At 64.5% G+C, this 13,453-nt stretch carries 11 protein-coding genes and 4 tRNA genes; 9 read left to right on the top strand and 6 right to left on the bottom strand.

What is annotated here, in order from left to right; translation table 11 throughout:
• Positions 1–190 precede the first annotated feature (190 nt).
• From pstS to pstB, 4 genes are all read left to right on the top strand, one after another.
• Positions 191–1,291, top strand: coding sequence for a phosphate ABC transporter substrate-binding protein PstS (gene pstS / locus CH302_RS14870; protein ID WP_037194613.1), 1,101 nt, complete (start codon positions 191–193; stop codon positions 1,289–1,291).
• Positions 1,292–1,378: 87 nt separating this feature from the next.
• Positions 1,379–2,416 (top strand): phosphate ABC transporter permease subunit PstC, encoded by a 1,038-nt coding sequence (gene pstC, locus CH302_RS14865; RefSeq protein ID WP_037194615.1) that lies wholly within the window; start codon positions 1,379–1,381, stop codon positions 2,414–2,416.
• A gap of 3 nt (positions 2,417–2,419) precedes the next feature.
• Positions 2,420–3,328 (top strand): phosphate ABC transporter permease PstA, encoded by a 909-nt coding sequence (gene pstA, locus CH302_RS14860; protein WP_037194616.1) that lies wholly within the window; start codon positions 2,420–2,422, stop codon positions 3,326–3,328.
• Positions 3,329–3,365: 37 nt separating this feature from the next.
• Positions 3,366–4,142, top strand: a complete 777-nt coding sequence (gene pstB / locus CH302_RS14855) for a phosphate ABC transporter ATP-binding protein PstB (protein WP_037194618.1) — start codon at positions 3,366–3,368, stop codon at positions 4,140–4,142.
• A 122-nt stretch (positions 4,143–4,264) separates the two neighbouring features.
• Here the strand turns inward: pstB and phoU are convergent, their stop codons facing one another.
• The 6 genes from phoU to CH302_RS14825 all read right to left on the bottom strand — a co-directional run bounded on the left by phoU (position 4,265) and on the right by CH302_RS14825 (position 10,953).
• Positions 4,265–4,939, bottom strand: a complete 675-nt coding sequence (phoU, locus tag CH302_RS14850) for a phosphate signaling complex protein PhoU (RefSeq protein ID WP_037194620.1) — start codon at positions 4,937–4,939, stop codon at positions 4,265–4,267.
• A 66-nt stretch (positions 4,940–5,005) separates the two neighbouring features.
• Positions 5,006–6,946: an LCP family protein gene (locus CH302_RS14845; RefSeq protein ID WP_037194622.1), complete on the bottom strand. Its 1,941-nt coding sequence runs from the start codon at positions 6,944–6,946 to the stop codon at positions 5,006–5,008.
• A gap of 118 nt (positions 6,947–7,064) precedes the next feature.
• The gene (gene dusB, locus CH302_RS14840) at positions 7,065–8,204 is read right to left on the bottom strand and encodes a tRNA dihydrouridine synthase DusB (protein WP_037194624.1); all 1,140 of its coding nucleotides are present in this window, start codon (positions 8,202–8,204) and stop codon (positions 7,065–7,067) included.
• Between the two features lie 124 nt (positions 8,205–8,328).
• On the bottom strand, positions 8,329–9,285 hold the full coding sequence (locus CH302_RS14835) for an acyl-ACP desaturase (RefSeq protein ID WP_094633024.1): 957 nt from the start codon (positions 9,283–9,285) through the stop codon (positions 8,329–8,331).
• A 271-nt stretch (positions 9,286–9,556) separates the two neighbouring features.
• Positions 9,557–9,632: transfer RNA gene (locus CH302_RS14830), tRNA-Lys, on the bottom strand.
• A 67-nt stretch (positions 9,633–9,699) separates the two neighbouring features.
• Positions 9,700–10,953, bottom strand: coding sequence for a lipase family protein (locus CH302_RS14825; protein ID WP_052047316.1), 1,254 nt, complete (start codon positions 10,951–10,953; stop codon positions 9,700–9,702).
• A 652-nt stretch (positions 10,954–11,605) separates the two neighbouring features.
• Between CH302_RS14825 and CH302_RS14820 the strand changes: the two genes are divergently transcribed.
• From CH302_RS14820 to CH302_RS14800, 5 genes are all read left to right on the top strand, one after another.
• A complete protein-coding gene (locus CH302_RS14820) occupies positions 11,606–12,274 on the top strand; it encodes a TetR/AcrR family transcriptional regulator (RefSeq protein ID WP_037187463.1) in 669 nt (222 codons plus the stop codon).
• Positions 12,275–12,353: 79 nt separating this feature from the next.
• Positions 12,354–12,426, top strand: a tRNA-Glu gene (locus CH302_RS14815).
• A gap of 125 nt (positions 12,427–12,551) precedes the next feature.
• Positions 12,552–12,625 (top strand) — tRNA-Asp (locus CH302_RS14810).
• Positions 12,626–12,681: 56 nt separating this feature from the next.
• Positions 12,682–12,758, top strand: a tRNA-Phe gene (locus CH302_RS14805).
• 84 nt (positions 12,759–12,842) lie between these two features.
• Positions 12,843–13,418 carry a DUF6584 family protein gene (locus tag CH302_RS14800; protein ID WP_037187461.1) on the top strand — a complete coding sequence of 192 codons (576 nt, stop codon included), beginning with the start codon at positions 12,843–12,845 and terminating at the stop codon, positions 13,416–13,418.
• The last annotated feature ends 35 nt before the right edge of the window (positions 13,419–13,453 follow it).

Genomic DNA, 13,453 nt, shown 5'->3' with positions numbered 1-13,453 from the left:
CCAGGGTGTTCATCTTCCGTTCACCCGCGCGGGGGTAAACGTCTACCACCTGCCCTTACCTTTCTCCATGGGTGGCAACCAGCGCCGCCTGGTGCGAGGTTCTCTCGAGGAGCCGGCACCCACACAGTCACAGCGCGGCCGATCAGGTCCGAGCCGTGGACACGGCCTACAGATTCCCCGGAGGAAACAGGTGAACCTCAAGCGCAACGGTGCTCTCATGAGTGCAGTGGCCATCAGTGCCATGTTGCTGACCGCATGCGGTAGCGACGCGAACGTCGCCACCACGGACGGCGCATCCGAATCCTCGGCTACCTGCGAGGGCAAGTCTCCGCTGACCGGCGAAGGCTCTTCTGCGCAGCAGAACGCAATGTCCAACTTCACCTCGATCTACTCCGGCGTGTGCGCCGGCAAGGCCGTCGAGTACACCACCAGCGGCTCGGGCAACGGCCGCACGCAGTTCGTCGCCGGACTGGTCGACTTCGCAGGGTCCGACTCCGCGATCAAGGACGAGCAGGCAACCGAGGCAGCCACCCGCTGCGCCAGCAACCCGGCATGGAACCTGCCGCTGGTCTTCGGCCCGGTCGCAGTGGCCTACAACCTCGACGGCGTCGACAGCGTTGCGCTGAATCCGGACGTCATCGCGCGCATGTTCACCGGCCAGATCACCACCTGGAACGATCCCGCCATCGCCGCACTCAACGAGGGCGTCGAACTGCCGTCCACCGCGGTCACCCCGGTCTACCGGTCCGATTCCTCGGGCACCAGCGACAACTTCCAGCGCTTCCTGGCCGCTTCGGCTCCCGAGGCGTGGACCCTGGACCACAGCTCCGACTGGGCAGGCGGCGTCGGCGAAGGTGCCAACGGATCCTCGGGCGTAGCCCAGGCCGTGGCAGCTACTCCCGGCTCGGTCACCTACGTCGAGAAGGGCTTCGCCGACCAGGAGAACCTGGGCACGGCTGCAGTCGACTTCGGCAACGGACCGGTCGAGCTCACCACCGAGTCGGCTGCCGCAGCGATCGACGCGGCAACGTTCTCCGGTGAGGGCAACGACCTCGTCATCGACATCGATGCGCTGTACGCCAGCAACGAAGCCGAGACGTACCCGCTGGTTCTCGCAACCTACGAGATCGTCTGCTCGGCCGGCTACGACCCCGAGACCTCGGCAGCAGTCAAGTCGTTCCTGCTCAGCGCAGCCAACGAAGGTCAGCAGGGCCTCGAGGAAGCCGGCTACGTGCCGCTCCCCGAGTCCTTCAAGGAACGTCTGACCACCGCCATCGAAGCAATCGCCTGATTAGATGAGACGTGATCCTGCTTCGGTTCGTGGTGACGCGAGCCGAAGCAGGACCGTCCTCGACCTCCACACGAGACAGTGAGCGGTATGAGCGACACCCACTCGATGACCGGCGTCCCCTCCGCGGCTACCGTGCCCTCCGCGGGTTCCGCGCACAAACCGGAAGAACCACAATTGTCAGTCAAGAAAAAATCGGGGACCGTCACACGTCCCGGTGACCGGATCTTCTCCGGCCTCGCCACGGGCTCGGGCATCTTCATCATCGCCCTGATCGCCGCCGTGGGTATCTTCCTGGTCTGGCGTGCCATTCCCTCGCTGTCGAACAACACGGTCAACTTCCTGACCTACAACGGTGCCTGGGACACGTCCAACACCTCCGCCATGGCGTTCGGTGTTCTCGATCTGTTCCTGGTCACCGTCACGGTGTCTCTGTTCGCGCTCGTCCTCGCGATGCCTGTTGCACTCGGCATCGCCATCTACCTGACGAATTACGCTCCCAAGCGAGTAGCGGGACCGCTCGGTTACGTCATCGACCTGCTGGCCGCGGTCCCATCGATCGTCTTCGGTCTCTGGGGCCTGTACGTCCTCGCGCCCGCCATCAGCCCATTCGCGGAATGGCTGAACTCGTCCTTGAGCTGGTTCCCGCTCTTCAGCACCGGCTCGGTCTCCATCGCCGGCGGCGGCACCATCTTCACCGGCGGCATCGTGCTCGCGGTCATGATCCTGCCGATCATCGCCGCAGTCACCCGCGAGGTCTTCATGCAGACGCCGAAGGGGCAGATCGAAGCAGCTCTCGCCCTCGGAGCCACCCGCTGGGAGGTCGTGCGCACCACGGTCATTCCGTTCGGCAAGTCCGGTTACGTCAGTGGCTCCATGCTCGGTCTCGGTCGCGCACTCGGTGAGACCATCGCGCTGTACATCATCATCCGCAGCACTCAGGCAACCTTCGGCGGAACGCTGTTCGACGGCGGTTCCACGTTTGCGACGAAGATCGCGCTGGCCGCGGGCGAATTCAACAACCCGCTCCAAGCCGGCGCCTACATCGCTGCAGGTCTGGTGCTCTTCATCCTCACCTTCGTCGTCAACGCCGGTGCCCGCGCCGCCATCGCCGGAAAGAAGGACTGACCCATGACCGCAACGATGGACAAGCCCGTCAAGGAACCCACGTTCCAGGGCGTCAGCGCTCGGCGTAAGGCGTCCAACCTCTCGGCGACGATCCTCGTGAGCCTCTCGGTTCTCGTCGCACTCGTGCCTCTCGTCTGGGTGCTGTACACGGTGGTCTCCCGCGGCCTGTCGGCAGTGGTCTCTCCCACCTGGTGGCAGAACTCGCAAGCAGGCGTCACCCAGTTCATCGCAGGTGGCGGTGCGTACCACGCCATCGTCGGAACGCTCCTGCAAGGACTGTTCTGCGCCGTCATCTCCATCCCGATCGGCATCTTCGTCGCCATCTACCTCGTCGAGTACGGGGTAGGCACGCGACTGGCCCGAGTCACCACGTTCATGGTCGACATCCTCACCGGTGTGCCGTCCATCGTCGCGGCCCTGTTCATCTACGCGCTGTGGATCGCCACCTTCGGATTCCAGCGATCCGGTGTGGCCGTCGCATTCGCTCTCGTTCTCCTGATGATCCCCGTGATAGTGCGCTCGGCCGAGGAAATGCTGCGCATCGTTCCCCAGGATCTGCGCGAGGCGTCCTACGCACTCGGTGTGCCGAAGTGGAAGACCATCGCCAAGATCGTCATCCCCACGGCCCTGTCCGGCATCGTCACCGGAATCATGCTCGCCCTGGCCCGCGTGATGGGTGAGACGGCACCGGTGCTGATCCTGGTGGGATCGGCCACCGCCATCAACTTCAACATCTTCTCCGGGCCGCAGACGTCTCTGCCGCTCATGATGGTCGACCTGCAGAAAGCAGGAACCGGCGTGCTCACCGCTGAGCGCATGTGGGGAGCAGCCCTGACGCTGATCCTGATCGTCGCAATACTCAACATCGGCGCGAAGTTGGTCTCGAAGTTCTTCTCGCCCAAGAACTTCTGACCCACCCGACTCCAGCGAATTCTAAGGAACGAAGAACATGGCAAAGCGTCTCGATCTCAAAGACGTCAACATCTACTACGGCAAGTTCCATGCCGTCTCCGACGTCACTCTGGCCGTCCCGCCGCGCAGTGTCACCGCGTTCATCGGACCGTCCGGCTGCGGTAAGTCGACCGTCCTGCGTTCCCTCAACCGCATGCACGAGGTCACCCCCGGCGCGCGCGTCGAAGGTTCGGTGCTGCTCGACGGCGAGGACATCTACGGCAACGGCGTCGACCCCGTGGGTGTGCGTCGCACCATCGGCATGGTCTTTCAGCGCCCCAACCCGTTCCCGACGATGTCGATCCGGGACAACGTCGTCGCCGGCCTGAAATTGCAGGGCGGCCGCGGCAAGAAGGAGCTCGACGAGATCGCCGAGCGCTCGCTCAAGGGTGCCAACCTCTGGAACGAGGTCAAGGACCGCCTCGACAAGCCCGGTGGCGGCCTCTCCGGCGGACAGCAGCAGCGGCTGTGCATCGCTCGCGCGATCGCCGTCTCGCCCGACGTGCTGCTGATGGACGAGCCGTGCTCGGCCCTCGACCCCATCTCCACTCTCGCCATCGAGGACCTGATCCAGGAACTCAAGCAGGACTTCACGATCGTGATCGTCACGCACAACATGCAGCAGGCCGCACGTGTGAGCGATCAGACCGGCTTCTTCAACCTCGAGGCCACCGGCAAGCCCGGCAAGCTCATCGAGATCGACGACACCGAGAAGATCTTCTCCAATCCGACGCAGAAGGCCACCGAGGACTACATCTCCGGTCGCTTCGGATAACCACACGAACGCGAGAACCCCCGTCGAGCGAAAGCTCGACGGGGGTTCTTCTCGTTGTGCGCTTGCCTGGATTCGGTCGTCGAGTAGCGCTGCTGGGCAGCGCTACTCGACGAAGAGCGGTTCTAAGAGGTGGGAATGTTGTTCTGGTGCAGGTCGACCGGAAGCTGGCCGGTGACCAGGAAGATCACCCGACGGCCGACCTCGACGGCATGATCGGCGAACCGCTCGTAGAAGCGTCCGAGCAGGGTCACGTCCACTGCAGCAGCGACTCCGTGGCTCCACTCGCGGTCCATCAGCACCGTGAAGAGGTGACGGTGCAGATCGTCCATTGCCTCGTCCTCCTCCTGCAGCTTCGCCGCGCGCTCGGGATCGCGGGTCTCGAGGACCTCACGGGCGGAGGCACCGATCTGAACTGCGAGGCGACCCATCTCGGCGAAGTACCCGTTGACGACCTCGGGGAGGGCGTGGTTCGGGTGCCTGCGACGGGTGATCTTGGCGACGTGCAGTGCGAGTGCGCCCATACGGTCGATGTCGGCGACGATCTGAATGCCGGCCACCACCGAACGGAGATCGCCTGCGACCGGAGCCTGCAGTGCGAGAAGCGTGAAGGCCTTCTCCTCGCACACCGCGCTGAGCTCGGTGATCCTGTCGTGTTCGGAAATGACCTGCTCGGCGAGCACCAGGTCTGCTTGAAGGAGGGACTGAGTGGCCTTTTCCATGGCCGCACCAGCCAGGCTCGCCATCTCTCCGAGGAGATCGGCAAGCTCGTTCATCTGTTCGTTGTAGGCGACGCGCATGAGCGAAGTTTAGTAGGTCACACCGACCAGTTCCCTGTCCCGAGGGTTAACGGAGCATGAATGAACTCAGGCGCACGTGTCGTCGGCGGCGTTGGTGAACGAGAGATCCTCCGGAAGGGGCGCGCTCTCGGTGGTTCCTTCCACCTGGGTGGGATCGATTTCGGTACCGAATGCCGTCGGAAACTGGGTGTATCCGGGATAGTTCGAGCCGAGCACGACCTCGACGACATTGTTCAGGCTCGGTGCCAGTTCGATGGCAGCGCCGGGGATCGCCGACGCGACCGTCGCCGCAGCCGCCTCCTGATCCTGGGAGTAGCGCACCACGGTCTGGGCGGCGGTACCCGAGAAGTTGCCGACCGTCAGGATCTGGAATCCGTATGTCGCAAGCTCGTCGGATGCCGTCTGAGCCATGCCTGCGATGTCCGATGCGTTGGATACCTGCAGGGAGACGGTTCCCGGATCGACGGCCAACAGCGGAGCGTCGGGTGTGGCGGCAGGTTCGGGTACGTCGGGTGTCACCGGCTCCGCGCGTTCCTCACCGGGCAGCGGAGCGTCGTCGATGATGGCCTGGAAGATCGCACCGATTGCGTCGTCGTTGGGGATCTCGTTGCCGTAATCGTTGGTGCCGGTGGTGGGGATGGTCAGGAAGGTGACCGCACCCGCGTCCACGTTCTGCAGCGAGCGTCCCAGCGTCACCAGGTCCTGAGTCTTGACGTTCTCCACGAAGGTGTCCGAGGTGAACGCATTGACGAACCCGTTGAGCTTGCCGGGATCGAGCAGCACGTTGTTCGAGAGCGCAGACCTGAGCAGTGACGACAGGAAACGCTGCTGTCGCTTGATCCGGCCGTAGTCGCCGTTGCCCTCGGACTCGACGTTGCGCGCCCGAACGTAGTTCAGTGCGGTTCGGCCGTCGATGCGCTGCGTTCCGACGTTGGGGAGGACGTCTCCCAATTCGTAGTCCACCAGCGGTTGCGCGGTGCAGACCTCTACGCCTCCGACCTCGTCGACCATGGACTCGAACCCGGCGAAGTCCATCCCGACGAAGTGTCCGATACGCAGGCCCGAGATCTTCTGAATGGTCTTGACCAGGCACTTCGGGCCGCCGAGGGCATAGGTGGCGTTGAGCTTGTCGCCGTACGCCTCGGGGAACATCTCCCCGGTGTAGGTATTGGTGTCGTTGTCGAACTGCTCGCACTCGGGGCGCGTGACATCGAGGTCGCGGGGGAACGAGACGGCGACGACGCGGCTGCGATCGGCCGGAATGTTGACCAGCATGACCGTGTCCGAGCGGGCTCCCTCGGCGTCGGCGACGGTTCCGGCACCCACCTCGCCGCTGGCCCCGGTGCGGGTGTCGGTGCCCACGATCAGATACGTCTCGTCGCCGTATTGGCCTTCGGCGTCGACGACGTCGGTCGAGTCGGGATCGAGAGCGGCGACCTGCAGAAATCCCTGATCGGTGTTGCGTAGGTATCCCCACACCACTCCGGTCAAGGCCACCGCCAGGATCGCGACGAGAGAGACCAGGCTGCGGCCGATCATCCGCACCCGACGGCGTCGACGCACCCGGCTCATCGCCAACCGCGTCAGAGCCGGGCGATCCGTTGCGGGCGCACCCACCGGTTCCGGTGCCGCATGCGGCACCGGGGTCGGCGGCACCGTTCGGGCAGGTGGGGGAGTGGACTCGGTGATGGGGGCGATGATCTCGGTCGGCTCTTCGGCGTCGGGACGCTCGGCCGGCACCCGCCGCATCGATCCCGAGCGCGACATCTTGTCCACCAACTCGGCCACCGAGACGGTGTCGGCGTTACGCGGCGATCGTTTACCGAGCCTGCCGCTGTCTCCGGGCTGCGGCGGCTGCTCCGGATCCGGTGTCGCGGGGCGTTCGGATCGCGGTGGGCGCTGTCCGGATCGTCCGATTGCGCCGGGTTGTCTGATTGAGGACAGCGGGCGCTCCCATGGGGCGCGACCCTCGGGCACAGACGGGCCCGACTCTCGATCGTCTCCCACGAATTCGAACCTGGCCTTCCATCACACGCACGCGCTGCCTTCTCGGCAATCCCAGCCATAGTACTGACTCGAGCGGCGTGGTCCACTCGTGCGAGGTGGGCGGCTGGTCAGCTGCGAATCAGCCGCCGGAATGCATCAGGTCGGCACCGGCGGGGACACAGACGTCCTCCGGATCGTCGAGCCAACCGTCGGGCAGCGACACCGCGCCCGGCGAGCCCTGCCGACCACGGGGACCTTCGGCGTCCTTGGGAAACGGAACGGTCGGATCGAGTTGCGCCAGAAGGTCGTCCAGTTCCCCGAGAGTGGACACCAACGCCATCGAGACTCGGAGGTCCGACCCCGCAGGAAACCCGCGCAGGTACCAGGAGACGTGCTTGCGCAATTCGCGCAGGCCCTTCTTCTCCCCGTGATGCTGCGCCAGCAACTCGGCGTGGCGAGCGATGATCGTGGCCACCTCGCCGAGGGTGGGGGGAACGGGCTCGGGGCGGCCGTTCAGGCGAGCGCTGAGTTCGGCGAACAGCCAGGGCCTGCCGAGGCAACCTCGCCCGACGACGACGCCGTCGCACCCGGTCTCCGCCATCATGCGGACTGCATCGGAGGCGGAGAAGATGTCACCGTTGCCCAGTACCGGGATGCCGGAGACATGTTCCTTGAGTCGAGCGATCTCGTTCCAGTCGGCGGTGCCGGAGTAACGCTGTGAGGCCGTTCTGGCGTGCAGTGCCACTGCCGCCGCGCCCTCGTCGGCGGCGATTCGACCTGCGTCGAGGTGAGTGTGGTGGTTCTCGTCGATGCCGACGCGGAACTTGACGGTGACGGGAATGTCGGTGCCCTCGGTCGCCTTGACCGCAGCAGCGACGATGCGGCCGAAGAGGTTCCGCTTGTAGGGCAGCGCAGCACCGCCGCCCTTTCGGGTGACCTTCGGAACCGGGCAGCCGAAGTTCATGTCGATGTGGTCGGCCAGATCGTCGTCGACGATCATCTTCGCCGCGGCGTACGTGGTGTCCGGATCGACGGTGTAGAGCTGCAACGACCGAGGAGTCTCGGTGGGGCCGAAGGTCGTCATGTGCATCGTGGCCGGCTGCCGTTCGACGAGCGCGCGCGCCGTGACCATCTCGCACACGTACAGACCCGAGGTACTGCCTGCCCTCTCCAACTCCTGCTCCCTGCACAGGGTGCGGAACGCCACATTGGTGACGCCGGCCATCGGTGCGAGGACGACGGGGCTGCGCAACTCCAGCGAGCCGATCTGCAGTGTCATGAGGGAAGCCTTTGGAACGGAGGGAACGTGATCGTGGTGATGACGGTGGGCCGAGAACGGTGACGCCGGAAAACAGTGGTGCCCGGCACCGAAGTCGGTACCGGGCACACCAGCCGATCTGAGCTTACGACGCGCGTGCTTCGGCCTTCGCACGTTCGCGGGCGAGGGAGCGATCGCGCATCTCCTCGAACTTGGTGGCCTGCCGCTCGAGGTCTTCGAGGAACGCGGCGAGTTCTTCGCGCTTGTTCTCACCGCGTGCGGTGAAGTCGTTGCGCTCGAACACGCTCCACTTGCGCAGCACCGGCCAGACGACGTCCTCGAGGTGCTGACGCAGGTCGTAGATGCCGTGCTTGGCCATCAGCACACCGTTGCGGCGGAAGTTCGGCATCCCCGCGCCCGGCATGACGAAGTTCGTCACGATGTCGGAGACCGCGTCGAGGGTCTGGTCGGGTGCGATGTCCATCGCCGCGCCGGTGATGTTGCGGTAGAAGATCATGTGCAGGTTCTCGTCGGCGGCGATGCGCTGGAGCATGCGGTCGGCGATCGGGTCGTCGCAGACCTTGCCGGTGTTGCGGTGCGAGACGCGCGTCGCGAGTTCCTGGAAGGTCACGTACGCGACGGAGTGCAGCAAACCGGTCTGCGACCCTGCCGGTGAGGCGAACCCGTTGGTCATGTGGATCATCCGGGCCTCTTCGAGGGCGACGGGATCGACGCCGCGGGTGACGACGAGGTAGTCGCGCATGACGATGCCGTGCCTGTTCTCCTCGGCGGTCCAGCGACCGACCCAGGTTCCCCAGGCACCGTCCTGGGAGAAGTTCTCGGCGATCTCACGGTGGTAGGACGGCAGGTTGTCCTCGGTGAGCAGGTTGGTGATCATCGCGGCCTGTGCGACGTCGGAGAGCTTGGACTGCTCCGGGTCGTAGTCCTGGCCGCCGAGTGCGGCGAAGTTGCGACCTTCGTCCCACGGGACGTAGTCGTGAGGGTGCCACTCCCGCGCCATCGTGATGTGACGGTTCACATTGTCCTCGGCAGTGGGCACCAGCTCTTGCAGAAGCTCGAGCTGTGTCAGATCCCTCGCCATTAGATCGCCTCCATAGATTGCGTACGACCGGTCCAGCTTACGGCACCGTAGGTTCGGTGTGAACCTCGTTGTGCCTGTTCACTTGCTGTTCCGGCGGTCGTGATGTTCGGTGTCGATCGACGCGACGTGCCCCCGGAGCGCCGATCCTCCGGCCGGCCTTCGCGAGTTCACGAACGCTGCAGTTCCCCCTGCACGTCGCTCTGTCTCGGCCGATCGTTACTTCCGAGTGTACGTTCCGGACAGGTGTGATCACTGTTACCAGGACGGTGTGTGGTGCCCCCAGTAGGACTCGAACCTACGACCTGCGGATTAAAAGTCCGTAGCTCTACCAACTGAGCTATAGGGGCGCGGCTCGAAAGTGTAATGGGCCGCGCGGCGCCGGCGGGCAGTACCCCCGGCAGTGGTGCCGACCGGTCAACGTCCGAAGCTGCTGCACCCGCTCGGCACCGGAATACCGGCCAGGCGGTCGTCGATCCAGGCGTACGCGCCCGGAATGCCGCTGAGTGCGACGATCAGGTGCTCACCGAGATACTCCTCGAGTCTCACGTTCGCACCCTGAGCGCACCATTCGTCGTAGAGGGTCTCGACTCCCTCCTTGGGAATCCAGAACTCCTGTTGTCCGTGATAGATGAAGACGGGGACGGTCGGTGTCCGGTCTCCACCCATGCGGGTCGACGCGATGATCTGTTCGGCGATCGGTGTCCGGTCCACGTTCGGAATGTCCGACAGCGCCTGTGCCGGGATGGGTGCCACCAGGCCGCCCGGTGCGGTCAGGTAGATGCACATGTCCTTGGCGATGGTGGCCAAGCGCAGACCGTTGGCGTTCATCAACGAGAACATCTCGGGATACTCTCGGGCGACTCCGAGCGTGGCCGACAGGAACAGTGTCGACCCCACCGTTCCGTTGAGAGAACGCAGCAGAATGCGGTAGTCGGTGGGTGCACCGCCGAACGCCACGCCGACGAGATTCACGTCCGGGGCGTAGGTGGGAGCCAGCTGCGCGGCCCATCCGGAAGCGATGGCACCGCCGGAATATCCCGTCGCGGCGATCGGAGACTCCGCAGGCAGGCCCAGTTCGGGCAGTTTCACCATCGCGCGGAGGGCGTCCAGGATGGCGTGGCCCGCCATCGGTCCGGCCGCGTATCCCTGCCGCGGCCCCTGATGATCGGTGACGACGACGGCATAGTTCTTCGCCAGGAACGACTGCACCGGAACGATCTCCGGTGCAATGCCGCGGGGGAGGGTCCACGACGGAGCGCAGGTGTTCCCGAGTGAGTCGATGGCCATGTTGTACGCGACCACCGGCCGACTCCCGGGTCCCGTCCATGGGGCCGAGGGCACGATGACCGTAGTGACACCCGCGACCGGACGATCCTTGGAATCGTTGGTACGGAACAGGATTTGGGTCGAGACGACCGGCGTGAACAGAGGTCCGACGGTCACCCGTCGGGTCGCCAGCACCGCTCCGGGAGGTTGCTGTTCGTAGCCTGCGGGTGGATCGAACCAGGGCTCGCCCAGCGGGGTGGGTAGATACAGAGCCGGATCGGCGACGGGGGCCACGAAGTTGCCCAGGGGATCTGCGGCCGCGGTGCCGGTTGTCGACAGAGCGAGCACGCCCACCGCGAACAAGGTTGTGATGGAACGACATGCGCGGATCGATACCTTCATGGCAGTCACTCGCTTCCGATCGGCAGAACTCCCGATGTGATGCATTTCACAGTAATTCAGGACGGACGCGATCTCGGGGCAAGGCTGGGAACGTGTCGAAACCGTTACCGACCGGTCTTTCTCATATCGTTTATCGGGCAATGGATTTGGCCGATGCTCCTCGACCGTCTCGGTGTATTCGGTTGGTGAGCAGTAGATTTGAAACGCTAACGAGCAAAGCGAAACAATCAGGACTCGAGATGCGTTACCGCGAAATGTAATTCGGTTTTCAACCGAATGCAGGTCGGGTTCCCGCGGTGGCGTGGACGGTGTGTCGACCGTCCGGTTCGGGGAACTCGTCCGCGGCTCGGGCAACGCCGAAGGTGAGTCGATCGGCGCGCGATTCGGTCCAGGAAGGTCCGACGAAGTGCTGGTTCGCCTGCGGTTGCGGGCCCGATAGAAAGCGGCTCGAGTGCGCACCCCCTGCAGCGCACTCGAGCCGCGCAGATCATACCATCCGGCTTGTTTCGGTTGCCTAACCGATTTTTCGGTCGGGTGTGTGTGTCGAAGCGAACCGTAGGTGAGTCGACTCGTATGTCGTTCGGGTGAAGTACTCTCTATCTGTACTACCTGCGGATACGCAGGGCGCTTGGGGCTCGGAGGCACGGAGTAAATGGCACAACAAGAGCGCGCACGGCGGACCCGGGCGGCCATCGTAGAGGCGGCGGCGGCGGAGTTCGCCAAGCGTGGATACGCAGCGGCATCCGTCAACACCATCTTGGAGGGCTCCAATGCCACCAAGGGTGCGATGTACTTCCATTTCCAGTCGAAGGAAGATCTGGCCCGAGCTGTGCTCGGAGCGGGACTGGATCGGTACGTCGCCATCACGGAGAAGTGGGCGGACACCACCGCACATCCGTTCTACGTCGTACGCGGGATCGTGGACGACATCGCGCAGAACTTCCAGAACGACGTGATCGTGCGCGCCGAGTTCCGGCTGATCGTCGAGCCGGAGTTCTATGCGGAGGTTCATTCGGGTGGCGGTCGTGTCTGGGGCGCTCAGGGGCTCGCTCAGGCCGAGCGTGCGCTGGCGATGGGCGACCTGAAGCCGGAGTTCGATGCGGCCAAGTTCGTGCGAGTGCTCGCCGCGTCGATGGCGGGTCAGCGCTACATGTCGGATCTGGTGGCCGACAACGCGGATCTGCGCGAGCGTTTCGAGGAGTCCGTGGAAGTCGTACTGCTCGCCATGGCGTCGGAGCGTTGGCTCGCGGAATTCAAGCTGCACGGGTGGGAGCACTACGGCGAAAACTGTGCGAAAACCGCCTCTGACCTGCCGGTTTGAGATTTACAGCGAAAGTGTCCTAAGCTATCCCAGCTCCCAACGGAACGCCGTTGAGGGTAACGTCGAAGCAGTTCGGCGGGCCCCCTTCGTCTAGCGGCCTAGGACGCCGCCCTTTCAAGGCGGTAGCGCGGGTTCGAATCCCGTAGGGGGTACGTAGGAAAAGATCGGATTGACAATCCGGTCGGCAGTACAGCATTCTTCTTTTCGCTTCACGGCGAGATGCGGATTTGCAGTTCGGAGAGTTACTGCGCTAGAAATAGCGCGGCAACAACAGCAAGGCCCTGTGGCGCAGTTGGTTAGCGCGCCGCCCTGTCACGGCGGAGGTCGCGGGTTCGAGTCCCGTCAGGGTCGCAACATCGGTACGGAAGTACCGACATTGCGATGGCATTGTTTCACCGGTGCCGCCCGGCCAGGTAGCTCAGTTGGTACGAGCGTCCGCCTGAAAAGCGGAAGGTCGCCGGTTCGATCCCGGCCCTGGCCACCACGGTGTTGGATCGACAAGCACGATGAAAGCCCCTTCCGGTCGGCCGGCAGGGGCTTTTTCGTGTGCACGAGTTATTGTCGACGCGTGGACGTGATCGATCGAGCGCAGGAGGATCTTGCGCGCGGAGACAGCATCGCTGCTCGAGATCGGCTGGTCGGTGCCTTGGTTCGTAACCCGACGTCGCCCGGCATCCTCGAATTGCTCGCGTACACGTATCTGGTGCTCGGCGATCGTGCGGCGGCCGGAGCGGCGTGGTTCCTCACCGACAAGTCCGACGACGATCCCACGGCGTCCGCTGCGTTCGCCGCCCTGGAAAAGCAGTACAGATCGCCCCTGACGATGGCGCAGGCCCTGCCCATCCACGCGCCCTCCGATTGGTATCCGACCCGCGCTCGGATACGGCTGGCGCGGCTCGGAGCCGCGATCGAGGCCAACGGCCAGCAATGGGTGCCGCCGCGAGACGTCGTCTACTTCGACGAGGACGGTCTTGATTCCGACGACTTCTACGACGTGGACGGCGATTCCGACGATGCCGATGTCGACGGTGCTCGGACGGGCGCGAGCTACCGCTCCGTGCGGCAGCGCGCGATAGCGGCGACCATCGTCATCGCCATTGCTGCCACCTCGGCATCGGTGGTCCTGGCACTCGTCTTCGGGTGACGCCGGTTCACGGACGAAGTGTCCGACGCCGAGCG

Origin of the sequence: Rhodococcus sp. 15-2388-1-1a (assembly GCF_002259145.1) — a bacterium.
In the GTDB taxonomy this organism is placed as follows: Bacteria; Actinomycetota; Actinomycetes; order Mycobacteriales; family Mycobacteriaceae; genus Rhodococcoides.
The sequence above is the reverse complement of the archived record's forward strand: the minus strand, read 5'-3'. Positions and strand labels throughout refer to the sequence as shown.